This is a genomic window from Paenibacillus sp. 2KB_20 (assembly GCF_052115765.1).
Classification (GTDB): Bacteria; Bacillota; Bacilli; order Paenibacillales; family Paenibacillaceae; genus Paenibacillus_AQ.
Genome location: NZ_JBFRHH010000006.1, coordinates 249,148 through 272,825, shown reverse-complemented (window position 1 = coordinate 272,825; position 23,678 = coordinate 249,148). Strand labels below are relative to the sequence as shown.

The 23,678-nt window shown below is 42.7% G+C and carries 25 protein-coding genes and 3 pseudogenes; 9 read left to right on the top strand and 19 right to left on the bottom strand.

What is annotated here, in order from left to right; all coding sequences use genetic code 11:
- Positions 1-508 precede the first annotated feature (508 nt).
- Entirely contained in the window at positions 509-1,345 is an 837-nt protein-coding gene (locus AB4124_RS18015) for a helix-turn-helix transcriptional regulator (protein ID WP_441973716.1), read from the bottom strand.
- A gap of 235 nt (positions 1,346-1,580) precedes the next feature.
- Between AB4124_RS18015 and AB4124_RS18010 the strand changes: the two genes are divergently transcribed.
- Both AB4124_RS18010 and AB4124_RS18005 read left to right on the top strand, forming a co-directional pair.
- Complete coding sequence (locus tag AB4124_RS18010; RefSeq protein ID WP_441973715.1) at positions 1,581-2,150, top strand: NADPH-dependent FMN reductase; 570 nt, start codon at positions 1,581-1,583, stop codon at positions 2,148-2,150.
- Positions 2,102-2,305 (top strand): annotated as a pseudogene (locus tag AB4124_RS18005) (Dabb family protein); the annotation flags it as partial. The gene AB4124_RS18010 and the pseudogene AB4124_RS18005, both read left to right, overlap by 49 nt.
- A gap of 370 nt (positions 2,306-2,675) precedes the next feature.
- On the opposite strand, the pseudogene AB4124_RS18000 reads toward AB4124_RS18005, so the two are convergent.
- A pseudogene (locus tag AB4124_RS18000) lies at positions 2,676-3,035 on the bottom strand (MerR family transcriptional regulator); the annotation flags it as partial.
- Positions 3,036-3,235: 200 nt separating this feature from the next.
- On the opposite strand from AB4124_RS18000, the gene AB4124_RS17995 reads away from it, so the two are divergent.
- Positions 3,236-4,168, top strand: coding sequence for an alpha/beta hydrolase family protein (locus AB4124_RS17995; RefSeq protein WP_441973714.1), 933 nt, complete (start codon positions 3,236-3,238; stop codon positions 4,166-4,168).
- Between the two features lie 86 nt (positions 4,169-4,254).
- Here the strand turns inward: AB4124_RS17995 and AB4124_RS17990 are convergent.
- Positions 4,255-4,377, bottom strand: a pseudogene (locus tag AB4124_RS17990) (SDR family NAD(P)-dependent oxidoreductase); the annotation flags it as partial.
- A gap of 21 nt (positions 4,378-4,398) precedes the next feature.
- The gene (locus tag AB4124_RS17985; RefSeq protein WP_430107885.1) at positions 4,399-4,875 is read right to left on the bottom strand and encodes a MarR family transcriptional regulator; all 477 of its coding nucleotides are present in this window, start codon (positions 4,873-4,875) and stop codon (positions 4,399-4,401) included.
- 235 nt (positions 4,876-5,110) lie between these two features.
- Here AB4124_RS17985 and AB4124_RS17980 point away from each other — a divergent pair, with 235 nt between their 5' ends.
- On the top strand, positions 5,111-5,512 hold the full coding sequence (locus AB4124_RS17980) for a RidA family protein (RefSeq protein ID WP_441973713.1): 402 nt from the start codon (positions 5,111-5,113) through the stop codon (positions 5,510-5,512).
- Positions 5,513-5,536: 24 nt separating this feature from the next.
- The gene (locus AB4124_RS17975) at positions 5,537-7,033 is read left to right on the top strand and encodes a monooxygenase (RefSeq protein ID WP_441973712.1); all 1,497 of its coding nucleotides are present in this window, start codon (positions 5,537-5,539) and stop codon (positions 7,031-7,033) included.
- A gap of 317 nt (positions 7,034-7,350) precedes the next feature.
- Here AB4124_RS17975 and AB4124_RS17970 read toward each other — a convergent pair whose 3' ends face one another.
- Complete coding sequence (locus AB4124_RS17970) at positions 7,351-7,956, bottom strand: TetR/AcrR family transcriptional regulator (RefSeq protein WP_430107890.1); 606 nt, start codon at positions 7,954-7,956, stop codon at positions 7,351-7,353.
- Positions 7,957-8,150: 194 nt separating this feature from the next.
- Between AB4124_RS17970 and AB4124_RS17965 the strand changes: the two genes are divergently transcribed.
- Complete coding sequence (locus tag AB4124_RS17965) at positions 8,151-8,930, top strand: nuclear transport factor 2 family protein (RefSeq protein WP_430107891.1); 780 nt, start codon at positions 8,151-8,153, stop codon at positions 8,928-8,930.
- A gap of 253 nt (positions 8,931-9,183) precedes the next feature.
- Positions 9,184-10,365, top strand: coding sequence for a YhgE/Pip domain-containing protein (locus tag AB4124_RS17960; protein ID WP_441973711.1), 1,182 nt, complete (start codon positions 9,184-9,186; stop codon positions 10,363-10,365).
- A 137-nt stretch (positions 10,366-10,502) separates the two neighbouring features.
- On the opposite strand, the gene AB4124_RS17955 is transcribed toward AB4124_RS17960, so the two are convergent.
- From AB4124_RS17955 to AB4124_RS17915, 9 genes are all read right to left on the bottom strand, one after another.
- Positions 10,503-11,033, bottom strand: coding sequence for a dihydrofolate reductase family protein (locus AB4124_RS17955; RefSeq protein ID WP_441973829.1), 531 nt, complete (start codon positions 11,031-11,033; stop codon positions 10,503-10,505).
- Between the two features lie 280 nt (positions 11,034-11,313).
- Positions 11,314-11,685: a hypothetical protein gene (locus AB4124_RS17950; RefSeq protein ID WP_430107897.1), complete on the bottom strand. Its 372-nt coding sequence runs from the start codon at positions 11,683-11,685 to the stop codon at positions 11,314-11,316.
- Positions 11,686-12,178: 493 nt separating this feature from the next.
- A complete protein-coding gene (locus AB4124_RS17945) occupies positions 12,179-12,673 on the bottom strand; it encodes an NAD-dependent epimerase/dehydratase family protein (RefSeq protein ID WP_441973710.1) in 495 nt (164 codons plus the stop codon).
- Positions 12,674-13,153: 480 nt separating this feature from the next.
- Positions 13,154-13,693, bottom strand: coding sequence for a transposase (locus AB4124_RS17940; RefSeq protein ID WP_441973709.1), 540 nt, complete (start codon positions 13,691-13,693; stop codon positions 13,154-13,156).
- A gap of 298 nt (positions 13,694-13,991) precedes the next feature.
- Positions 13,992-14,069, bottom strand: a complete 78-nt coding sequence (locus tag AB4124_RS17935; RefSeq protein WP_441973828.1) for a hypothetical protein — start codon at positions 14,067-14,069, stop codon at positions 13,992-13,994.
- A 35-nt stretch (positions 14,070-14,104) separates the two neighbouring features.
- A complete protein-coding gene (lepB, locus tag AB4124_RS17930; protein WP_441973708.1) occupies positions 14,105-14,767 on the bottom strand; it encodes a signal peptidase I in 663 nt (220 codons plus the stop codon).
- 111 nt (positions 14,768-14,878) lie between these two features.
- Complete coding sequence (locus AB4124_RS17925) at positions 14,879-15,787, bottom strand: serine hydrolase domain-containing protein (protein WP_441973707.1); 909 nt, start codon at positions 15,785-15,787, stop codon at positions 14,879-14,881.
- Positions 15,788-16,013: 226 nt separating this feature from the next.
- Entirely contained in the window at positions 16,014-16,313 is a 300-nt protein-coding gene (locus AB4124_RS17920) for a hypothetical protein (RefSeq protein ID WP_441973706.1), read from the bottom strand.
- Between the two features lie 12 nt (positions 16,314-16,325).
- A complete protein-coding gene (locus AB4124_RS17915) occupies positions 16,326-16,538 on the bottom strand; it encodes a hypothetical protein (RefSeq protein WP_441973705.1) in 213 nt (70 codons plus the stop codon).
- 598 nt (positions 16,539-17,136) lie between these two features.
- On the opposite strand from AB4124_RS17915, the gene AB4124_RS17910 reads away from it, so the two are divergent.
- A complete protein-coding gene (locus AB4124_RS17910; protein WP_441973704.1) occupies positions 17,137-17,979 on the top strand; it encodes an arylamine N-acetyltransferase in 843 nt (280 codons plus the stop codon).
- Between the two features lie 453 nt (positions 17,980-18,432).
- On the opposite strand, the gene AB4124_RS17905 is transcribed toward AB4124_RS17910, so the two are convergent.
- The 3 genes from AB4124_RS17905 to AB4124_RS17895 all read right to left on the bottom strand — a co-directional run bounded on the left by AB4124_RS17905 (position 18,433) and on the right by AB4124_RS17895 (position 20,233).
- Complete coding sequence (locus AB4124_RS17905) at positions 18,433-18,909, bottom strand: hypothetical protein (protein ID WP_441973703.1); 477 nt, start codon at positions 18,907-18,909, stop codon at positions 18,433-18,435.
- A gap of 262 nt (positions 18,910-19,171) precedes the next feature.
- Positions 19,172-19,708, bottom strand: coding sequence for a dihydrofolate reductase family protein (locus AB4124_RS17900; RefSeq protein WP_076323574.1), 537 nt, complete (start codon positions 19,706-19,708; stop codon positions 19,172-19,174).
- Positions 19,709-19,975: 267 nt separating this feature from the next.
- Entirely contained in the window at positions 19,976-20,233 is a 258-nt protein-coding gene (locus tag AB4124_RS17895; protein WP_441973702.1) for a hypothetical protein, read from the bottom strand.
- An 875-nt stretch (positions 20,234-21,108) separates the two neighbouring features.
- Here AB4124_RS17895 and AB4124_RS17890 point away from each other — a divergent pair.
- Complete coding sequence (locus tag AB4124_RS17890; protein ID WP_441973701.1) at positions 21,109-21,921, top strand: alpha/beta fold hydrolase; 813 nt, start codon at positions 21,109-21,111, stop codon at positions 21,919-21,921.
- A 408-nt stretch (positions 21,922-22,329) separates the two neighbouring features.
- On the opposite strand, the gene AB4124_RS17885 is transcribed toward AB4124_RS17890, so the two are convergent.
- Together AB4124_RS17885 and AB4124_RS17880 are read right to left on the bottom strand one after the other, a co-directional pair.
- Positions 22,330-22,773, bottom strand: a complete 444-nt coding sequence (locus AB4124_RS17885; RefSeq protein ID WP_430200514.1) for a GNAT family N-acetyltransferase — start codon at positions 22,771-22,773, stop codon at positions 22,330-22,332.
- A gap of 174 nt (positions 22,774-22,947) precedes the next feature.
- Positions 22,948-23,184, bottom strand: coding sequence for a M48 family metalloprotease (locus AB4124_RS17880; RefSeq protein ID WP_441973827.1), 237 nt, complete (start codon positions 23,182-23,184; stop codon positions 22,948-22,950).
- Positions 23,185-23,678: the final 494 nt, after the last annotated feature.

Genomic DNA, 23,678 nt, shown 5'->3' with positions numbered 1-23,678 from the left:
CATAGCAGCTGCTAGAAGCCTTGGGACGAAAGGGGAATCGCGGTACCACCCAAGTTTACTGCAACCTCGCAATTGCAGTCTCATGAGGTAAAGCTGATGCTTTACCTGCAGCATGTTAACGGATGCCAGGCCGGTTGATCCTACTTGCGGGCGTTCAATCACGCCTTCCGCGTTCGGTCAACAGCTCCGAGACGACACTATACATGCGTTACGACGGAGGTTCCAGCAATCCCTCTGCTCTCTGGACATAAACGCTATTGCATAGCCTTCTCTTCTTCGCTATATTTGGATTTTTCTGATAATAGCACAGACTCGACTTTTTTTCAAACCGAATGGATACTAAGCTGCTTCATGTCTCACCTCAAAATGAGGCAACAGCAACTAGATCAAGTTATCCTGCCCATAAGCAGAGCGAGGCCGCCGATCGATCCACTGTAACCTCTCGTGTTGTATTTATTGAGTTCTTGTACCCGTTAAGTTTAACCCATTTATGAGTTGCCTTCTTATACTAAACTGTTGGAGAAGATTCAAGCTGCTCTGCATGCTGGCTCTGATAATCAATTAACAGTTGCTGCATCTTATCCACCGTGCCATCTGGATGAGGAACATGAATGGAAACGGTCAAATTAGAATCGTTCAAGTAATGAAACGAAACAAGATCAAAATTCAAGATCCCGAGATTCGGACAATGCAGCGTCTTAGGAGCATCAATAGCATCGAGAACCTCGTGGGAATCCCAAAATTCTCGAAACTCCCTGCTAGCCTGTGAAAGCGCCTCGAAATGCTCGGACCACCAAGGATCGTCGACGTGACGCGCATACCCGGCATGGAAATTAGCAACGATTCGCCGAGCATGCTGTTCCCATTGGTCGCCCTTTACATAGCGGAAACGGGGAGAAGTAAACGTCATCCAGACCAAATTCCTCTCCCGATCCGACATAACCGCGAGATTCCCATTCAATGCGCAGTAGGCTTCATTCCAGGCAATGATGTTCATGCGCGCATCCATGACATTCGTTGGGGAAAGGTTCTGGCTATCCAAAAAACGTTGAAGTTCCGGAGTTACCTTAGAGTGTTGCTTTGTACCGGTTAAGGGAAATTGCTTACGGGCCAGATGGTACAGATGCCTGCGTTCCGATTCATCTAACCGAAGCACTTTCGCTATTCGATCAAGGACCTCAGCGGATACGTTGATATGACGCCCTTGTTCCAAATAGGTGTACCAATCCAATCCCACGTCTGCCAGCAGAGCTACCTCGCTGCGGCGAAGTCCGGGTGTTCGTCTGCGTCCGGAATCCGGCAACCCTGCTTGCTCTGGGGTTATTCGTTCACGGCGCGAACGCAAAAAACGGGACTATTCCTCATAACGGTCGAATCTGTTTGCCATGTTCTCCATGCCTCCTACCCATTCATGAACGTAGGATTCCCAATCCTACGATAACTAGATCTCTTCCTAGCCTCTTCGGGTCCATTTAGACTAGTTTATGTCCTCCTTAGGAGGAATAGCAAGAATGGATAGACAGTGATGATCGGCCCCACCTGTTCAACTCCATTCAGACCCTATCATTGAGGTGATGAAAATGAAAGTAGCCGTCATAGTCGGAAGCATTCGCAAAGATTCATACAACCTGAAGTTAGCCCGTTATATTCAAAACCGTTATCAGCATCTTTTTCAGTTGGATGTGCTGAACATTCGGGATCTCCCCTTTTACGATCAGGATATCGAGTCCGTTCCACCGCAGCCGGTTATCGATTTTAAGGCGAAAGTCGCTGCTGCCGACGCGGTGTTATGGATCACTCCGGAATATAATTCGACCATTCCCGGCGACATGGCGAACGCGATTGACTGGTTATCCCGCGTGGATCGAGTCATGATCGGTAAGCCCTCATGGATCGTCGGATCTTCCATGGGATTGTTGGGATCGTTCAAAGCGCAGGGCCATCTGCGTGACATTCTGTTCGCATTCGGTATTTCCTCACCGCTGTTGCCTGGAAATGAAATGTACATTGGTCTTGTTCATGAGAAGCTTGATGAGAAGGGTGAGCTGACCGATGAACCTACCATTCAGTACCTTGATCTTGTAACCGACAATTTCGTGAAATGGATGAAGGAGCTCTCCCAATTGAAGCAGCTCCAAAGTCAAAAATAAACAGAAACCTTGGAGGGAGTAAGATGTTTGAGCATATCGTGCTATTGAAATTCAAGCCCGATGTTTCTATTGAAGTAAAAGAAAGTGCAATAAAGCGCGCACATGACTTTAAAAGGAACATTCCGGGGATCGTGGAACTTAGCGCCGGGATTAACGTTACGGAGGAAATAGAGCTTATGCAGGGATCCGCCACCTCGAAAAGTCGCATACCGCTCGAATGTCGGGAACGCTCTTCCGATTTGTTTAAGGTTCGTCAAGGCAGACACATGCAGACCGCGTTTCTTACACTCCAATGCAACTTCAATCGGAACCGCATTTATTCCGCTATTAGTGACGATGATGATGGTTTCTCCTGGACGTAAATCGTATCGGATACAATAATGTTCAAATTTTCATGTTGCACCTGCAACTAAAATTTTCATCATTTTACCTCCAATATTTGATTTGTTGTAACCGCTACAGTTGTAACTACATTGATTACAACTCGTGTATAAAAAAGCCCGCATCGAGCTTTAATTATTGGGGCCTACCTTCTTTCAGCTTTATGTCAATAAAATCAACGATCTGCTGAAGCGAGGAAATTTGAATCATAATATGTTCACGTTGACTTCTTAATTGATCCACCAGTTCAGGATAATTAACGGAATCGGAGTCGACTGAGGCAGCCAAAAATGGCCGCATAGCCTCGAGCGACATTCCCGTTTTTTTGAGGCAGGTTATTTGCTTGATCCTATAAATGTCCTCTTTTCGATAAAAGCGATGCCTGTTTTCCTTCCGTTCTGCCTGAGGCAGCAGCATGATCTTTTCGTAATAGCGGATTGTATCCTCGGAAATACCGGTTTGCTCGGCGACTTGCTTGATCGTAAAAGTTTGTTCTTCCATTATGTCTCCTCCCTAAATTGCCGTTTTGAGCATTATACATCTTGGAGCATACTCCAAGTCAAACTTATTTCCATCATTTATCCTTAATCAACTTTTTTGTTATCGCCCCTCGACTTGGATTCGACTCCAACTTTTATTATGGGATCTGACAGGGAGAAAACTCCCGGCAAAAATCTATCTTAAGAAGGGCAGGAACATTAATTATGGAACTAAAGATTACCGCACCCTCTCCAGTCGTCTCGGTGAAGCCGATAGTGCTTTCAGCCCCAGGCCGTGGCGAGAATCTGCAAGTGAGAGTCTGCGCGCCGACGACCGGTCGTAACTTACCTATTATTGTTTTCTCACACGGTTCTGGCTCATCGTTGGAGGGTTACGGCCCCTTGGTTGACTTCTGGGCTGCACACGGCTTCGTAGTCATTCAACCTACCCATCTCGACTCAAGGACATTGGGTCTCCCTCAGGACGATCCCCGCACACCACGGATATGGCCTTTCCGAGTGGAAGACATGAAACGCATCCTTGATCAGCTTGATTTCCTGGAATCTGCCGTTCCCGGCCTCAGCGGGCGCCTTGACCGAAGCCGCATCGCCACAGCTGGACACTCCTTCGGCGGCCAGACGGCGGGCAACCTGTTAGGATTGCGAGTCCTCAACCCCGAGACTAAGAAGGAAGAGGACCTGTCCGACTCGCGCATCAAAGCAGGCGTGCTATTCGCCACCGCTGGGCAAGGTGGGGACAGCCTGACACCGTTCGCGGCCGAGAAGATGCCGCATCTGAACGTGAGCTTCGAGCACATGACCAAGCCCACCCTCGTGGTCGTCGGGGATCAGGACGACACTCCTAACAAATATCAGCTGACCGTTCGCGGGCCGGATTGGATGACCGACCCTTACTTCCTCAGCCCGGGAGCCGAGAGCCTGCTCACCCTTTTTGGTGCAGAACACTCACTTGGAGGGATCGCTGGTTACGAGGTTAAAGAAACAACAGACGAAAACCCAGAACGAGTTGCCCTGATCCAGAAGGTTACATGGGCTTACCTTCGACATGTACTCGATATTGAGCAGACCAACTGGTCGGCAGTGAAACAGACTTTGTCCGAGACGACCCATTCAATTGGTCGAATTGAATCCAAATAAAGCTCTAGAGAAAGACAGCGAGCTCCCCCGCCGGCCCAATGCCTGTGAGGGAGCTCACTCTCTTTTTCTGATCAGCACGCAAAAAATTAAAAGATTGTCGGTACCATTCCCCCATCTATTCGGATCGGGGATCCTTTGAAGGCGGAGGCTCCATCTCCCGCCTCGTTTGGCCGGATCGCTTCTTGCCTTCTAAAAGGCGGCGTATTCATGTACGGTTTGTTGAGGTACGTTTAGCGATAGAAGTCAACCATATCTCCAAACAGCCGTTTGATAAATTCAAGCTCGCTTTCGCTGTATCTTTCCAAAAATCCGTACATTCTTTGCCTTTCCTTCGCGTGAAGCTCATGATGAGCAGCAAATAGCTTTTTGCCGACAGGCGTTAGCCGAAAATACACTTCCTTTTTGTTATCGTTAAGCTGGGCTTTTCGCACCCAACCTGCCCTTAGTAATTTATTTGCGATCTTGGAGATATTTCCTTTACTTAAATTCATTCTCTCCGCGATGGAAGTGAGATTGATCGGCTCCTGCTCTCCGATGCACGCAATGGTGTGCAGTTCCGTCATATTCAAGCTGAATTCCGATTCAATATGCTTCCGGATATCCTCCAGGTATGTGGCAGTTATTCGGGTTTCATATTGCTCTTTTTGCTCAAGAAACTGAACGAAAAATTCATGAATGGCGGTTTTGTTCTTACTGGCAGTATCCATGATTATGCTGGCTCCTCGACTTATTTGTTTTATTATATCATAGATTGTTCTCTGAGAAACAAACGGGCATACTCATATTGAGCTTGGGGTTGACAGAATAAAGAGTGACCAAGTACAATAATATTGTTTCTCATGAAACAATAATTATATATAACTTTTGTCACTCTCTTTTTAACAAACAATAAAAAAAGATTCTAACGAAACAATATTTAATGAAGGAGGAACATACCTGCCTATGGAAATCGTGAATCCGAAGACATTGACGGATAAGGTTACATCTGTAATTTCTCATGTCGTGGTAACTACTGCCTCTAAACTGGCCTTCATTTCAGGTCAGGTTTCTGTAGATGAAACGGGAGCATTGGTCGGTTCAGGGGACTATTACGCGCAAGCAATTCAAGTGTTTACCAATCTTAAGTATGCATTGGAAGCCGCGCGGGCGGATCCATTGTACATTGCAAAAATGAATATTTTTGTGGTAAACCACAACCCGGAACTGATTTCGATTATTTTTGACGCCGGATTTCATGTGTTTGGCCCTAACTGGCCGAAGACAGCAAGAACCTATATAGGCGTTCAAGCACTAGCCGATCCTGAATGGCTTATCGAAATAGACGCTATCGTGATCTTCCCATAATATTTAAGAAAAGAGGTTATTTATATGAAATATGAAGTCATCCTTATCGGTGGCGGACCTGTCGGCATGATGTTGGCTGGAGAATTGGCATTAGCCGGTGTAAAGGTCTGCGTTATTGAGCGATTAAAAGAGACAACTCCATATTCACGTGCGCTTACCGTACATCCACGAACCCTTGAAATATTAGATATGCGTGGAGTGAAATCACAATTAATCAGTCAAGGCCGCTTACTTTCGAGAGGACATTTTGCCGGATTAGAAACCCCTTTGGATTTCTCGCTGTTGGATTCTTCTTCCAATCACACCCTCTTTTTACCGCAGAGTGAGACGGAGAAGGTGCTGGAGGAATGGGCGCTTAGCCTTGGCGCAGAGGTCTGGAGAGAGATTGAGGCTCTATCTGTGCACCAGGATGAGGATGGGGTTGACGTTAAGATCGCGGGACCTCATGGAGAAACAACGTTAAGATCAGCTTATGTGGTAGGTACGGATGGAGCTAGAAGTTTGGTTCGCAAACATGCAAATATATCATTCGAAGGTACAGATGCGACCTTCACGGCTATTCTGGGCGATGCCGTTCTATCTGATTTAGCTCCTATGAGTGTCATATCCCGGATTACAGAAAAAGGATTGGTCAGCATCATGCCAATCAATAATCATATCTATCGAGTCTTGATGATCGATATGGAGAGACGTAACATCTCTAAGGATGAGACCGTTACATTGGAAGAGTTTCGTTCATCGCTCATCCGTACGACCGGAAGCGACTTGGGATTGAACGATGTGAAATGGATGTCCCGTTTCGGAAATGCTACGCGGCAAGCGGGACGCTATCGGAATGTTCGATTGTTCTTGGCGGGAGATTCGGCGCACATTCATTTTCCCGCTGGTGGACAGGGAATGAACGTCGGCTTACAAGAAGCGATGAACTTAGGCTGGAAGCTTGCAGGAGCAATCAAAGGCTGGGCCCCGGACTGGTTATTGGATAGTTATCATGCCGAACGTTTTCCATGGAATACGGCCTTGCTCCGGAATACCGAGGTCCAAACCCTGCTTCTGGACGTGACTCCTCCCATCACGGAACTGCGAAGCATGCTGGCTGATCTGATTCAAATACCGGAGGCTAATTATCAAATCGCTGCACAAATTTCCGCAATGGATGTACATTATGCACCCGACGCCGAAGCGCCTCCCCATCCTTTAAACGGGAAACGGTTCAAGGATCTCAGCTTAAAGCTGAAAGACGGGCAATTGGTGAACTCCTATCCGCTCCTGCACAAAGGTACTTTTCTTCTGTTGCATTTCCATTCTAATGAACAGAATAGCGGCCAATGGGAAACGTATAGCCATCTTCAAGTTGTACATGCCTCTTTGGCTGAGGCTGACGCGGATTGGAACGACGTTCACACGGCGCTTATTCGGCCGGATGGACATATTGCCTGGGCGATTCCTCTATCCGATCCGAATCCAATGCAAACCATAAATGAAGGAATCACTCGCTGGTGCGGAAACATTACGGATTAGTAATTCGTTTGAGGTGTGTAACTGCCTCCCCCTTACCCAGCTAAGGCAAGGTCTGTAGATGATTGAACAAGCACCGTCCTTTATGTCAATGGAATCAAGTTCTTATCCTCATGTTGGGATAAAACTTGATTCCTTAAATCCCTCTACGTTATGGCTATCTTAGTTTTGATGGTATGTCATTAAAATAGACCTCTTCAATATAAATCGGCGTTGCAATGGCCTTATCGGCAGGATCAAAAACCTCCAACTTAGAAAGTTACCATGGTTCTAAAAAAGACGTCCCAGCGCTGAACATGCTCCTTCTACCCTCGCTAATTTTATTCCTCGACGGCGATGCCGGCAGCTCTTAAATGCCCGTAGGCAACGATTCTACTAAACTGAGATGAAACTTCATCTGCAGGAAGGGGCTTATCGTTTTTAATCCACCAAATTACAATCCCCATGAAAGACGATCCGAGGTATTCGAGCAGCAATTCCTTGGATATCGCTAATGGGGAGTTTCCCTGAGCAGGTTTCCACCCCTCCATTAATTTCTCTTTAATGATATTCTCCATTTTCGCTTGAAACTGATAGATTCTATTCTCTTCAATTAACATGGAATGATAAAAGGTCATATTTAGGGAAATATGTTTCAGTACCGTTTGCATGACTGTTTCGAGTAGAGAAATACTGAAAGGATTCATGCTGATGGGACAAAGAACGACCGCATCCTTTAATTCACTCAACAATTCATTCATACATGTATCTAATAAATCAGGTTTATTTTGGTAGTGGAGATAAAAAGTGTTTCGATTGATCATAGCCCGATCGGCAATATCCTGGATCGTTATCGCTTCATATCCCTTTTCCCGAATAAGCTCATAAAACGCTTTTCGAATCGATTGTTTCGTGCGCAGTATTCTTAGGTCGGTTTTCTTGTTCATTGTTTTCGTTCCCCCTAAATTATTTTTAGGTAGTTAAGCGACAAAGTTTTATGAGTTGTCTGTTATACTTCAAAACTAAAAATATTGAATATTGAGCGTTATATTAACCTCTATTATAATGAGCATTAGATAAATAAACAACATATTGTTCATTATTTATCTAATGACTAAAAAAATCCAAGGAGGATATTTCAATGACATCCAATCATCAAAATGAGCTTGTTCGTAAGGCAGTCGCCGTACTGGAAAGTTTTGAGAGCGGCAACCCCGAAGCGATTACGGCTTACGTTCATCCAGATCAATATATTCAGCACAATCAGGCCTTACTCGATGGTCGTGAAGCCATGCTTGGCGCACTTGATCATTTAAAGGAGATTGGTACTAAGGTAAGCATTAAGCGGATTTTAGTCGACGGAAATTATGTTGCTCTTCATTCTGTATATGATTTTCACGGCCCTAAAATCGTATATGATATCTTCCGTTTTGAGAATGGACTAATCGTTGAACATTGGGACAATTTGCAAGAGATGGTGGAGAAGACACCAAGCAAACATACGATGATTGACGGACCGATTACGATTAAGGATATCGACAAGACGGATGCCAACAAAGCATTTGTCAAAAGCTATGTTGAGAACATCTTGCTCGGGAAGAACCCTGACCTGCTTGCCTCTTACTTTGATGGAGATAACTACATTCAGCATAGTCCGCATATTGCAGACGGTCTTTCCGGTCTTCACGCTGCTTTGCAGGCTCTGAAGGAGAAAAATATTGAGTTTGAATATACTCATGTCCATCAAGTAATCGGACAAGGCAATTTTGTTCTTACAGTAAGTGAAGGTCTATTTGATGGTCAACATACTGCTTTCTACGATTTGTTCCGCGTAGAGGATGGAAAGATCGCTGAGCATTGGGACGTAATCGAGGCCATACTGCCGGCAGAAAAACGAAAAAATTCAAACAGTAGATTTTGAAGTTTGTGTAACTGAATCGGAAGAAAGACATCGCCGAATTTAAGTACGGTGATGTCTTTCGCTTCACGAATGTACTTGAGTGATAAATCGTGTAATCAAATGGATACAGAAGCGTTGCTGCAACGCTATTTTTATTCATTGCAATGAAGTGACCGTGTGGTGCAGCCATATTTATGGTGAACCTTTCACAAATGAACATTGCGGTTGATAATCAACAATCTGTTCATTATAAAGAAATGAGGAGTAAAGGATCATGAAAATGCTGACACAAAAAATGATGTGGCTGGGAATGGTGCTCGTCCTGATCGTGTTGACCGTATTCGGGTTAGCGATGATGGGATCGGTGCTAGGATCGAAGCCAAAGGAGCTCCCGGTGGCCCTCGTTATCCTGGACCAGCCGACGGAGATGTCGACTGGAGGAACGTTTGCGGTAGGGGAAATGATCCAGGATAAGTTGTTGTCGAACCCGGCAATGCCCTTCGTCTGGCATGTCGTGGATTCCGAGCAAAAGGCTCGGGAAGGACTGGATAAACGCGAATATTACGGAGCGATGGTGATTCCGGCGGATCTGAGCAGCGGTTTACTCTCGTTAGCAACTCACTCGCCGATTCACCCTAATGTGAAAATCATCTCCAACGAGGGTATGAACACCCAAGCCTCGATGGTCGTAAGACAGGCAATGGGACAAGCGTTGAAAATGATCAACGGGGAACTGTTGCAGCAGCTGCTTGGGCAGATCGGACAGCAAACGGAGCAGATTCCAGTTCAATCGGCTAAAGATTTAATGACACCGGTGAACGTTCAGGAGGAAGTCGTGCATCCACCGGGAGCGAATAATGCGTCGGGGAATGCGCCGGGTTTGTTTACCCAGATTATTTGGATCGGCAGCATGGTGACCGGAGTCGTCTTGTTCCTGGCTAGCCAGAAGGCGGTCGCCGCGGGTTCAAGGAGATGGACCGTCAGCGCGCTGCAAGCTATCGGGGGGCTTGCGATCGTCGGCATAGCCTCGTGCTTCACCATATGGATGGCTTCGTCGTGGTACGGCATGGAACTGGCGAACGCGGGGGAGACGTGGTTGTTCTTATGGTTGGCTGGATCGGCGTTCTTCTTGTTGCAATCTTCCTTGCTAAATTGGATCGGATTCCGGGCAATACCGCTGCTCGTACTTCTGATGTTCTTCTCCATACCGCTGTTGAACATGGCTCCGGAGTTCTTGTCGCAGACGACGCGAGAATGGATCTATTCGTGGACGCCACTGCGGTTCGCGGCAGGAGGGTTACGGGAAGTAATGTACTTCGGCGGACTGGACGCAGTTGGCTCAAACGCCTTGATTTTGTGGGGCGTCGCCGTGGGATTTTTGGTCCTGCTGCTCGCTTCCGGATTTAAGGCCGGGCGAGCAACAGATGCGCCCCCTTCTTCTGTTACAGGTGATTAATATAAAGATAAGAACAATCCACGTTTCCGAAATGCCTATTAAGCGAGTATGTTCTTGTCGTCTTGCAATTTATGCAGCACTTACTACGCTGTTTTATTGAACTTTCGCCCCTTTAGGTCGCTGGGTCAACCGCAAAACTAAGCTGGAACGTAGGTCAACTTGATCACCTGCTCGCCAATTCGATCGCTTGCCACGAGGTGCAGCGGCGGCCGCGGACCGCCGAAGAATGGCTTGCCGTGACCCAGCACGACTGGATGGAGATAGAGTCGATACTCATCAACTAGACCGAGCTCCGTTAGACTGTGGGCCAACTCCGGCCCGGCAACTTCAATCTTCCCTTCATGCTGAGCCTTTAGCCCACGTATGGCCGCTGCGAGGTCACCCTCGATCAGAGAAGCGTTCGGACCGACGGACTTTAACGTCCTCGACACTACCCACTTCGGTTTGCTTTGCCACGCCGCTGCGTATTCCCTTTCCGGCGCATCCCATTCAAAATGGTCTCCATCCCAATATCGCATGGTCTCGTACATGCGGCGCCCGTACAGGATACCCGTCAGACCGCGCACGTCTTCGATGAAATGACGGAATAGCACGGGGTCGGGCTGAAATGCCATATGGTCGACGAACCCGTCCAGAGACTGGTTCAACGCAAAAACAATCTTTGCCATGCGACTGACTCTCCTCCCTGGTTTTCTCGCACATTCATCATCAGGATTACACGTTCCATATGCATCCTCCTCTATGTATATTGTATCATCCAACAGCATGCCCGGTTTCTCATGAATTGCTATAACTATCCTGACCGTTAACTTAATGAAATTGCATGGAAATATAGTTAGATACTTGTCCATTACGGCAATCGGTACAAGTTCTCGTCATAGTCTCCGACTTCAATCCCTTCGATTCGTCCCAAGGATAAATATGACTATAAAGGATCCTTTGATTTCTCTATTGGTCTTTTGTTTTTAAGTGAAAAGTTTCTTCTTTGTCATCCCATTTAATTTCTACTTTAATAGGCATAGTTTCGTTCGTTACTGCACAGCCTGAACAACTAGAAGGCATTTCAATTATTGCTCCTTTGTAGTTCCCCTCTTTAAGTACTTGTTTCCCATCATTAATGGTAATTTCTAAATTATTTAGTTCTTTGCCCGTTGCATTTTTATAACCAAAAATGAACTTTCCACTTTCCTTATCTCCAGTGATGTTTGCTGTGTATTCGCCACTCCAACTTTCACTCTCCCCAGTAAGCGAAATTGATTTAATATTGCATCCGACCAAAGTTAAAATCATAATCAATATCAACACATATTGTTTTTTCATTAAGTCCTCCTCTATAATATTGTTCTAAATAATATGACGCTGGGGACAAGTTATAAGTTCCAGTTAAAACGGTTTCACTTATTTGCTGTACCACTAAACTGCCCGTTAGTTTAATATAAGGGCGTCTACCGCCGTCGATGAAATCATATCGGGAATGTAACAATTGTTCTTGTCATTGTGTTTTGACAAGAACTTGAAAACATAAATATAAAAAGCCGCATAATCCACGGCTTCTAATGTTACTAGGTTTTTGTCACCCGACATATTACTCGTATCATCCCAATACTCGCCAGCGTAGTGTAAATGAGATGCCATACCCTCCAAATGTCTTGGAAGAACAAGTGGAAATGATGCTTGAGTTGATACTGTCAAAGCAAGTATCACTGGTAGACTGCTCCTTTATTTTATTGCCTCTCCATTCAACTAATTGAACAATTGTTTGTTCCCCACCACACTTAGGAATTGATATCCGACAATAGACCCCATCATACACTTACATTTCAAACCACTTCTGTTCAACCATATAGGCAACACTTTCTTCCACAGTTTTCAAAAGCGTATGTCTTGGATAATATTCAAGCAGGCGTTTTCCTTTTTCAATACTAAAATAACCGCTTCGGACGATGTGATAGTAGGTATGATCAATATATTCCTTGTCGTTGGTATAGCTGCACCATTCGTCCCACGGAAGAAATTTGATGTTTTCCTCCTGCCCGAAATAACGGTACATCGCTTGCGCATACCCCAGCAAAGTAATCGATTCTGCGCCTACTGCATGGAAACTCTCGCCTAAGGCTGCTTTCCGACGCGTGATGGCTTTAAAGAAAACCTGCGACACATCGTCTGCATGTACATGATGCAAGGTCTCCATACCAAAATTCGGAAGCGCAATTTCTTGTCCGCGCCTAATCTTGTCAAATATCCAGTAATCATGATTGGCCGTTGGATTCATAATTACCCACCCTGGACCTGAAATCTGGCCTGGCATGATAACGGTCTCCGGGAAACTCTCCTGTCGGTAAAAGGTTATGCAGGTATTCCTCGCTTTTCGCTTTCTGAATCCCATATTCCTCTAATGGGAATTTAGACTGTTCTTCAATGACCGGCATTGTAGTTGCTTTTCCATGCGCCCAAATAAACGAGCAGAAAATATAGTGGGACAGATTCGTCTTTTTCAGGGCTTCTTCCACACATGTTGTTTCTTCCAGCGTAAAATTGATGATCAATGAAATTGCATGGTAGCATATTTAGATACTTATCTAATCGGTAATCGGATCATGTTTTTGTCCTTTACGGCAATCGGTACAAGTTCTTGTCCTTGACTCGGGACAAGAACTTGTACCGATAAAACCAAAAAGTCGCTAAAATAGCGATTATCAATGGGACCATGTTCTTGTCCCTCGACAAGATTGTGTCACATGATTAGTCTTAACGGGCTACCGATCACCCCCACCACTTTCCCCAAACATTATCCGTTGTTGTTCAAATTCAATATCTTCACAGCGTTTTGTAGCAGCATGATGATTAGTTTTTTTGCTGTAAACTTCCCTGAACTGAAAATCCCTGGGTCAAGACCCGCATACGCCACGAGTTGCTTTGCATCGCTAAACTGCTTGACATCACACACTTCAGCTACAATGGCTGCGGCCAGTTTCGTTCCGATTCCCGGAATGCTTTTCACAAGTTCAACTTCGGGCAGATTTGCCGCCATGTCCTCCATTTGCTTTTTCAACTCGTCCAGCTGCCGGATCATTGTCAGCAATAAAGATACCATCCCGGGCAATGCCTTGCTTTGAGACGGACTACGCCGAGCTTCTTTCCAGTGATCCAACACTTCCTCCAGTTTCCTAGCTTTTTCATTTGCCCAACGTTTGGAGTGGGATCTTCCTGCGCTTCCTTGAATGACTTCGTTCCAATCTTCGGCATCTCCTTCTAAACAACGGGCCAGTACCGTCAATGACGTTGCCGAAAACACATTGTAGAATACCTGCTCATATGTCGGGAACACTTGCTCCAGTAAGACTCTACTGTTAATCCCCTTTTTAACAATAAATATCCGGAAACGTTCTCCAATACTCCTCGGCCTTTGCTGTAGATCGGATAAAAAAACGCTCTAATAGCGACTTCAATGGGAATATGTTCTTGTCCCTCGACAAAGTTTCCTAATAACCTAATTTGACATATCAATTATCACCTCCTATCCTCTCAAACATAAGAAAACACAAAAAAAGCCGCCAAATTAGCGACTTCCAATGGAACGATGTTCGTGTCCTTCGACAACTCGGTTCAGCAAATTCCAAAATTGTTCAACCATGACGGATGGCGGATACGGCATCGAAATGCAGATACACCGTTCCTCGATTGACATTCGCTTCTGCCGCAATTTGATTAATCGTTATGCTATCGTGTCCCGTTAGCTTTACGGGCTGCCGATCACCCCCACCACTTTCCCCTCAATTTTATCTGTGGGTAATGGGCCGAACAATTTGCTATCATTGCCGCGTAACCAATCATCGCCTACAAGATAAGCGCTGTCTTCGGGGATCTCGATTTCCTCCATGCTCAGTTGTTGAAAATAATCCACATTGTTTTCAATGTTTTTTCGTATGTAATCTTCTAAGTCAACACGCTCTAAAGCTTTTTTCAAACTATCGAGATCAGCACCCAGTCGATGTGCTCTTCCGTAAAAAGCATCAAGCAATTTCCCGTTAATATAGATTTGTCCTTTTTCAATCTTTACTTTTTCACCAGGTAACCCGATTACTCTAGAAATACTGTACTCACCAAGATTCTTTTTAGTTTCAGGATTTGTAAAGTATACGATATCACCGCGACTAATCGCATGTTCATTGTAATACTTCAAATCAATCACAACCTGACCTTCTAAATCATGATTCCCACGATCCATGTTGTCATAGTTATGATTGTAGATGACCTGCCCGGAATTTAACTCATGTTTGGTTACTGTATTAATCGTTGGTTTGGTTATGAAATCAGTGATGATTTTACTTGTTTCATCTGAACTACTACATGCTGCAAATATCAGTCCAAATACAATAACGATAATGACCACTTTCATCATTTCCCACTCCCCTCGACTTCTTTTCCTTTATACGTAAACTTAAGGTTAAGTGTTCAAAAATTAGAGTGGCTTGATTGAACTAATCTGCCCGTTAGTTTAACCATTCCTTAGTTACTCAGTTAGACATTGTAACAACAAACTGTTAAATGCAAACTGGTCGTCTCTATAATCGTCAGTATATTTATTTAACATTCGAATGCCAACCGTATTAAACTGAGGCAGGATGACGCAGTGGCACCCTGCTGCCCCTGTAGCATAGTACCAATCAGGTTGATGGTACCAACCGAGTATGCGCTTAGTTTGAAATTGATTTTTTAACTTTTCCGTAAGTTCAAACAATTCTCCGATAATGAGTTGAGTGCCATTGATGATTCCGTTATTTAGGTGTAAATATCCCCATATGGCCAAATCTCTCGTACTCGAATACAAGTTTCGTTCATGTCCATCGGTTGATTCCAGTCTAACCATGGCAAAGTTATCTGAAGTAGTGTAATCAGATACTAAATTCTGATGTGGTATGCTGGCCCATTCGGTTCCTTTCATCTCTAATGGGTTAAGGATCTTTTCACGTAGATATTGGGATATAACTTTGCCAGTCAGTGCCTTTACAACAAAGCCTTGCACACCTTCGCGTTCAAATTGCTCCTTTCCAAAATACTTAGGTCCAGTAGCGGTTGCCAGATCGCATAATGTAATTTCTCCAAGTTCTATTTTGCCTAGTTCATTGATAATTTTGTATACAGGTGTACTTAAATCGATGTTGTTTTCCAAAGCAGCCATCGCCATAGCTAAGCAAACATAGGTCTTTCGCGTCGAATAAATATTGAATTGGGATTGATCTGATGCGGAAAGAGCTCCCTTTTTGTGGTGATGGAACCCATGATACCGTTCAAATACGATTCGGTCATTTTGTATAACCATTACTGATGATGCTGATGCTCCAAATTCCTGTTGTGCTTGATGTATATAGTTGTATATTGGCTCAAACTTCTCATTCTCATAACATACAGGAAGATTCACTTTGCCACTCCTCGCAATAATCGTTAGGAATATATGTTCAATAAATTTGGAAAAATATCCTTTCCGCGATGCACTTAGTCGGAGCGGATATATCCGGCTGATTCTGCTTACTCGCTACTGTAATCTCCGAATCAACTGCCTACTCCGGCTGGACCGAGAGGCGATTGCACCGTGAACAACGTGTTAAATGATGCCTCCGGACGTCTATGAATTCGCCTCATAACTGCTATAATTCAAAATTGCATCCGTCAAACGGCATATCTCTTTCAATCAAATGAACCGCATCAATAATAGCTTTCTTTTGAAATTCTGACAGATTATCTTCATTCCCATCCCAATTGCTAAGCCACCAAAAGAAAGACCCAATATTTCTATAATCCATTAACAAAGGAATTAGTCGGATCCATTCATAATCTAACCTGTTGTGTAAATAAGGATTATTTATTTCTGCTGGCTTCCATTCCTTCCTTATGAACTTTCGATCACCTGGATCATATGATCTTGATAAACTATGGATGGCCCCCATAGTCGCGCCCCATTAACTAAACAAACCCGAACCCCATAACTCTGGTTCACGATCAAAGAACTTTACAGGAACTCCTTCAAAAACAACGGCAATAAAACATTGTTCACGATCTATGCATACTTTCGTCATGTTGCCTTCTATTGTTTGAATTGGCAATGAGGTGCGAACACCGTTTTCAGCTAAGTAACGAACCCATTGAACTTCAGCCTGAATCGTCATTTTCATATTCAGCCGGTTTTGGTGACAACCGTAGAAAATAGGCCTTACTGTCTTTAATGTATTTGTAGACTTCGTTAGTGGAGTTACTTACAAACTGTATGGAATGAATATCAAATCGAAAGCTCTACTTGCTTGCGAAAGGATTTCATTGCTAACCAAAGCGCTTTCACCTCCTTCCCCTTTGAGATCAGTTTTTCGGTGATTCATCGCACGATCCCTTGTCTCTCGACATCAATAGCATTCCAATAATGTCTATCATTTCATATCAATACCGCAATTCTTTAAATGATTTATTATGTTTCCATATGAATGATCGTCCCAAATAATAAGATTATATTTTTCAAAGTTAAATTCTGTAATGTAATGAGTCGATGATTACCTTCATGCAGTCTAAAACTTCCGTTAATTACTCTTATGCAAATTTGATCAATATTATAGTTCCACCGCGGAAAGTTAACCTGAATACTCAGGTAAAATGTTAAAATAAGGAGGGAATTGTCAGTATTCTTCAATAAGAAGATACCAATTTTTATTGAATTAATGAGGCAGGATAATTTAGGTTGATATAGATTTGACAATAAAAATTTTTGGGAGGTAATTTGGATTGCCAAATATAACTGATAGTAGAATTAAATATCTGGATTATTTGAATTTAGATTTAGAGAAGCCATCATATAATTATTTAGAACAAATTTGTCATGCACAATTAAATACTTTTCCCTTTGAGAATATCAGCAAATTACTCTATTTTAGAGATAATAATTATAGTAATTTTGAGCTACCTTCATTTGAGTTATTTACTAAGAATTTTAGCGAATACAACTTCGGAGGGACTTGTTATACTTTAAACTCCAACCTAATGATTTTGTTACGAGAGATAGGGTTTGATTGTTATCATGTTATGCTTGGAGAGGAGCATATGGGCATTATAGTTAAAATGGATAATGAACGTTTTTACGTTGATTGTGGTGCTGCGGCTCCCTTTTTCAAGCCAGTACGTTTTGAGAATGATTTAAAGAATATCTCTGATTTTGGTAAAGATGAAGTGTATATTTTACCAGAAGAGATACAAATAAACAGGTATAAATATGTCCGCTACACTAACGGTAAACAAAACGGAAAAACATGGCGCTTCAACTCTCGAAAAGAAGCTAAAGTTAGTGATTTTAATGATGTTATAGAAAAATCTAATAAACCTAACGCCCCATTTATGACTATCTTAAGATGCCAACTATATCAGACCTATAAACAAAGAAGTGTATCTTTAGTAAATAATAAGTTCGGTATACGTTATTCTAATGGTGAAATAAATGTTAAAACCTTATCCTCATCAGAGGAAATAAAAGCAGTGCTATCAGAAGAGTTTATGTTTCCCAAATTACCAGTGATAGAAGCTATTGAAGTGTTAAAGACATTGAATATAGACATTTTTGCACAAGGTACATAGATATTGAACTAACGAATGGCGATATTTTTAGTAAGTAACATCAAACCACCCGTTATGCGGGTCGAGGGATCAAGGGGTATTCCAATATCCGTTGTTCAAATTCCATTATTTTATCTTCACAGCGTTTTGTAGCAGCATGATGACTAGTTTTTATTCTGTCTTGCTTTAGCCACTCTCGGTAATTGTTTCTCAAAAATGGATAACACATTTGAAATCAAATGTTCGCTCGGACTTTCATTATCTTTTAAAAGTGCATATATAAGATTCAAGAAAGTCTTTGCATCTTTCTCTGTTAAACTTTTGATTGATTAAAACGTTTCCAGTGGATGGAAAGTTATTTTATCGTTACCCGTTAGTTCAACAATTTTAAGTTGAAACCTCTTTTTTGGATCTTGAAAGTACCTTTTTTTTCGGTCGGTCATCAACTTCCAAGAGTCCCCCTCATTTATGATGTTAAAAATCTAGTATGTTCAGAAATTTATCTGGAAATGACGCAAAAAAATCAATCATATCATCTGTAATTCTCCAACCAAATGTTTTCGTCAAAACCGGGTCCCTGAAAAACGATTCTGCAACCCTACGGTTCATATCCACGTTGTAGTTGATATAGGAGACAGCGGGCTTTTGAAGGTTCAGCGCCAGCGGCGCTGCATCTGAAGAAAAATCCAACGCACCAATCCGTACTGTCTTCATATCTGGATAAATACTTGTTGTGAAATGAATTTGCATTTTTTCTAAATCATAGATGAGAGTATAAGCAGTATCTTCCCTACGAACAAATTCCAAAGTATCCTGAGTGAATTGGATTCGCTCTCTCTCGCTGACCGGGATCACATCTGCAAGGCGAGTTGCCCCTTTAAAGAATCGTTCCATGGAATTACGATCGTAATCGCTGTACGCGTTACGACAGCGTTCTTTTTTGTCTTCCAAATCTTTTTGTTCACGTTTAAAATAACAAAAATACGATAGTATAATCCACCGCAAATATAGAAGACAGTAAATGGGAGTTCATCCTTCTCATCTTTATTCAACTAACGTTTCCCGTTAGGTCAATCGTCAATTCCATAAATAACTATGTCATTTCGCATAACTGAACAAATTTTAAAGAATAAGGGATCCTCTGACTGCCGCTACAGCCGGAGAATCCCTATTAAAGTAACATGCCCTTTAGGCCGCTGGGTCAAACGCACAACTAAGCTGGAACGTAGGTCAACCTTATCACCTTCTCGCCAATTCGATCGCTTGCCACGAGGCGCAGCGGCGGCCGCGGACCGGCGAAGAACGGCTTGCCGTGACCCAGCACGACTGGATGGAGATAGAGTCGATACTCATCAACTAGACCGAGCTCCGTTAGACTGTGGGCCAACTCCGGCCCGGCAACTTCAATCTCCCCTTCATGCTGAGCCTTTAGCCCACGTATGGCCGCTGCGAGGTCGCCCTCGATCAGAGAAGCGTTCGGACCGACGGACTTTAACGTCCTCGACACCACCCACTTCGGTTTGCTTTGCCACGCCGCTGCGTATTCCCGTTCCGGCGCATCCCATTCAAAATGGTCTCCGTCCCAATACCGCATGGTCTCGTACATGCGGCGCCCGTACAGGATGCCCGCTAGGCCGCGCACGTCGTCGATGAAATGACGGAATAGCACGGGGTCGGGCTGAAATGCCGTGTGGTCGTGGTCGACGAATCCGTCCAGAGACTGGTTCAATGCGAAAACGATCTTTGCCATGCGACTGACTCTCCTCCCTGGTTTTCTCGCACATTCATCATCAAGATTACACGTTCCATATGCAGCCTCCTTTATGTCTACATTTTATCATCCAACAGCATGTCCGGTTTCTCATGGATTGCTAATGTGCACAGTCCTGGCCTGACCGAATACAAATTTAATTTAACGAAGGATGGTAAATTAAACAATTCTGCCCGTTAGCTCAACAAAGGCAGCCAATCTTGTTAACGGCAGCCTTCTTGTCTTCTATTGAACTAACGTGTCCCGTTAGCTTAGTCGCTCATTCATTTGTTTAAGGTGATGGATATCGTGGTCAATGAATATCTTCAAGTATTTATCAACTGTAAATTGACGTTTCCCAGAACCAATTGTGAACTTAGCATTACTGTCGATTCCAGATATCGCTTCAATTAATAGTCTTCTATTCAGGACAAACTCATCTATTAAAGAACCTGTTGTTTTAAAAACACTTATGTATTCGATGGCTTCTCTATTATGTAAGTCATGATCAGGGAAAGCGTTCAAGTTTGCACCCTCTTTCATATATGGGACATGATTCCCAAAATGAACTTATCCCAATAATATAGATGTCCTATCTTTGTTTTGACCTTTGCCATTTACAATGGCAGAACAGTTCCCAGTTAAGGTCTTCGATATTTAATTTTTCCACTTCCCCAACCCGGCAGCCTGTACTATTTGTCCAACCTATGGTGAGCTGAATTTGCAGATTGCAGTGCCTCCACTACAGTCTCATCGGCAAGAATCGCTCTATCTAACTTCTCATCCATATTGTCTACTTTCGTCTCAACTCTAGTAATTCTTTGAAGCATTTCAGATGTACACCTTCCACATTCATTCCCCCTATTAAGATTGGTGTCAGGAAAGTGAATTCACATGAGACAATCGTCTAATCGGCTATGAATATAAGTTCTTGTTTGTCTTTTTTAGTTAATTCCATAAAATTTCCGTTACATTATAGTCAGCGTTAATTGAACAAAGGCAGCCGAACTCGTTAATACTGCCTACTTGTCATTTATTGAACTAACGTCATTAGATAAATGAGCTGATTCCTTGACATTTGATTAAGGTAGCATAAATTGACTGTCTAGCATTATTGTGGAATCATGAAGTAGGGTGATGAAGATGAGGAGATTAATAGGTATAGAAAATGGAGATTGCTCAACTGGTAATAGAGGAGGTAAGCGAAAAGGAGCAGGTCGCAAGCCTATAGGCACAACTCGGAAAATCTCATTAACCTTACCGCAGGAATGTTGGGAGGAAATCGACCGCTACTGTCACAGAGGGGATTATTCCGTTTCCGAAGTACTAAGATCCATTGTAGAAGATAACCTTCATAATGCCGATTTTTTATGATGAAGTAAGTGTTGGAGGTTCATGTTATGATAGAAGGCAAATTAAACGTAGATGATGGACGGCTTTATTATGCAGTTTCCGGGAAAGGTGACGCTGTTGTTCTGATACATGGAAATTTTAACGATCATCAAATTTGGAATGAACAAATCGACTCTTTTTCCGCACATTACAAATTGATTCGATATGATTTAAGGGGATACGGTCTTTCCAGTACACCCACCTCCTCCTTCTCCAATGTAGATGATTTAAAAGCACTGATTGATACCTTGAAACTTCATAATGTAACTTTAGTAGGTTCCTCCATGGGTGGCGGCATTGCTATAGACTTTGCTCTTGCTTATCGGCATCTAGTCAAAGCTCTTATCCTAGTGGCACCCTCGATTAACGGCAATTCTTATCCTATGAATATGATGTGGCAAGGAACAAAAAATTATATCAATCTCCGTTTGAAAGGACGCAGGAAAGCCATAGAGTCATTCATAACGAATCGTTTCTGGGAGTACGTCTTCCCTTCCCAAAGGAAAGAAGCAGCTCGAACGAAGGTGATCCATAATATTAAGAACTCGAACAACTTCTGCAGATTTACTCCGAGCCTCTCAGTTGCTGTTAAACCAGTTGCTTATATTAGATTACACGAGATCATTATACCGACTCTTATTATAATTTCTGATCAAGACCATCCATTTAACAAACAGGCTGCGGAAACTTTACATATAAGAATAGAACGATCATCTAAAGTAACCATGCAAGACTGTGGCCACCTCCCCTTTGTCGAGGCACCTCAAGAATTCAATCAAGTAGTTCTTGATTTCCTGTCGCAAAGGATTGAATCATTTTGATTCTACTGGAACTTCCAAAAAAACAAGTCTAGATCATGATTATCCCAGAACGTTCTGTTATTCAACTCCCCTGCCCGTTAGTTTAACAAAGGCAGCCGATCACAATGATCTGCTGCCTTCTTATTTTGAATAAGCTATCGTTTCCCATTAGCGTAATGGTTCAACTAAACAAAAATCATTTCTTAATGATTAGAGTAATGCTTTTTTGTTCGAGTTGACTTTGCGCGTTTGATTTTTTGTTCCACCAACCATCATTCCATCGATGTTCCTCTAACAGAATTGTTGAATCACAGTAATAGTTATGTAACGTTATGTTTCGCAAAACATTAAACATTTGTGTGCTGTCATAAAAGATATTCAATAGTTATTTAGAAGGCTGTCGATTTCTCGACAGCCTGGACAGAAGAATTACTTCTGCTGTTCATTGTATTTCAAATGTAAAATGGGGTAAGGGCGGCCTGCTCCATCCGTCAAATCTTCACCGGTTATTCTGAAACCACTTTTTAAGTAAAACCTTGTCGCATTCTCATTTTGTTTATTCACATCAACGGACGTGATCCCAAAACCATTGATGCATATTTGCATAATTTGTTTCCCATACCCTTTGCCAATTTTATCGGGATCGAGAAATAGTGCTTCCAAGTGATTTTCATTGATGGCGGTAAAACCAATGATAGAGTCTTCGGTATACCAAAGACGTACATCAAGATGAGGAAAATACATGGGTAATTCTTTTTTGATTTCCTCTTTATCCTTGAAACTCAAAAAATGATGAGTGGCCATTACCGATCTTTCCCAAAGATTTATTATCATATCATAGTCATTAACAGTTGCTTTTCTGTTTTGTATCATTTCGTTCTGCTCCTTTTTCTTTTTAATTTATCACGCTCCTTTCATCACTTTTTTGTAGATGGTGATCGTATATCTCCAATTAATATATGACTTCATGCTTACCACTCTTTTCGGAATTATATTAATCGATTTGCAATCAAACACATTACACTTTAGTTATCTACTCTATCATATTTAGTTGATGCCATTCAATAGCCGTTCCTTTTTTTTACAGTAGAACCATGTTATCCCTAGCTCTATCATTAAATGAAAATACAGACTGCCGACCATATTCCAGATCGTATCCTTTCGTTTGTAGTGGGCCAGTTCATGCGCGATCACATGTTTAAGCAGTTGTTCATTAACTTTCTGAATGCATTTTCGAATATTTTCACAACGGATCGCGACACAAGTATGACGAAAATACTCCATCATTGTTACTCTTTTTTCTGCTGATCTGTCTCAACAATTTTATTTATCACTTTATCTTAATATACATTGTTACTTTGATTAATAGAATAAGCAGGCATCAGCGCCTGCTTATTAATGTGTGTTATTTCAACTATCCTGCCCGTTAGCATAATGAAATTGCATGGAAAACCCAGTTAGACACTTATCTAATCGGTAATCGGTACAAGTTTTGTCCTCAACTCGGGACAAGAACTTGTACCGATAAAACAAACAAAAAAAGCCGCTAAAATAGCGACTTTCAATGGGACCATACTCTTGTCCCCCGACAATTTACAAATTTACCTCTCCACATTTCTGCCAGAAAAAAGACTAGCTAAATCGAGGATTAATTTAGCTAGTCTCTCATTAAACGATATAAAAAGTCTCATAGATTGAGACTTTCTGTAATTACCATATTTACTAATGAGATTAACCTTTATCTAGCCGAAGCTAAGCAAAGACAGGCGGTAAAAAGC

Bases quoted from the DNA above. Each gene is read 5' to 3' on its own strand.
- AB4124_RS17985 (WP_430107885.1), bottom strand. From the start codon at position 4,875: ATGGATACTGCCAGTAAGAACAAAACCGCCATTCATGAATTTTTCGTT.
- AB4124_RS17950 (WP_430107897.1), bottom strand. From the start codon at position 11,685: ATGAAAAAACAATATGTGTTGATATTGATTATGATTTTAACTTTGGTC.
- AB4124_RS17960 (WP_441973711.1), top strand. From the start codon at position 9,184: ATGAAAATGCTGACACAAAAAATGATGTGGCTGGGAATGGTGCTCGTC.
- AB4124_RS17885 (WP_430200514.1), bottom strand. From the start codon at position 22,773: ATGATACAAAACAGAAAAGCAACTGTTAATGACTATGATATGATAATA.
- AB4124_RS17965 (WP_430107891.1), top strand. From the start codon at position 8,151: ATGACATCCAATCATCAAAATGAGCTTGTTCGTAAGGCAGTCGCCGTA.
- AB4124_RS17900 (WP_076323574.1), bottom strand. From the start codon at position 19,708: ATGGCAAAGATCGTTTTCGCATTGAACCAGTCTCTGGACGGATTCGTC.
- AB4124_RS17880 (WP_441973827.1), bottom strand. From the start codon at position 23,184: ATGGAGTATTTTCGTCATACTTGTGTCGCGATCCGTTGTGAAAATATT.
- AB4124_RS17975 (WP_441973712.1), top strand. From the start codon at position 5,537: ATGAAATATGAAGTCATCCTTATCGGTGGCGGACCTGTCGGCATGATG.
- AB4124_RS18010 (WP_441973715.1), top strand. From the start codon at position 1,581: ATGAAAGTAGCCGTCATAGTCGGAAGCATTCGCAAAGATTCATACAAC.
- AB4124_RS17980 (WP_441973713.1), top strand. From the start codon at position 5,111: ATGGAAATCGTGAATCCGAAGACATTGACGGATAAGGTTACATCTGTA.
- AB4124_RS17945 (WP_441973710.1), bottom strand. From the start codon at position 12,673: ATGCCAGGCCAGATTTCAGGTCCAGGGTGGGTAATTATGAATCCAACG.
- AB4124_RS17995 (WP_441973714.1), top strand. From the start codon at position 3,236: ATGGAACTAAAGATTACCGCACCCTCTCCAGTCGTCTCGGTGAAGCCG.
- AB4124_RS17920 (WP_441973706.1), bottom strand. From the start codon at position 16,313: ATGGGGGCCATCCATAGTTTATCAAGATCATATGATCCAGGTGATCGA.
- AB4124_RS17970 (WP_430107890.1), bottom strand. From the start codon at position 7,956: ATGAACAAGAAAACCGACCTAAGAATACTGCGCACGAAACAATCGATT.
- AB4124_RS17890 (WP_441973701.1), top strand. From the start codon at position 21,109: ATGATAGAAGGCAAATTAAACGTAGATGATGGACGGCTTTATTATGCA.
- AB4124_RS17915 (WP_441973705.1), bottom strand. From the start codon at position 16,538: ATGAAAATGACGATTCAGGCTGAAGTTCAATGGGTTCGTTACTTAGCT.
- lepB (WP_441973708.1), bottom strand. From the start codon at position 14,767: ATGATGAAAGTGGTCATTATCGTTATTGTATTTGGACTGATATTTGCA.
- AB4124_RS17955 (WP_441973829.1), bottom strand. From the start codon at position 11,033: ATGGCAAAGATTGTTTTTGCGTTGAACCAGTCTCTGGACGGGTTCGTC.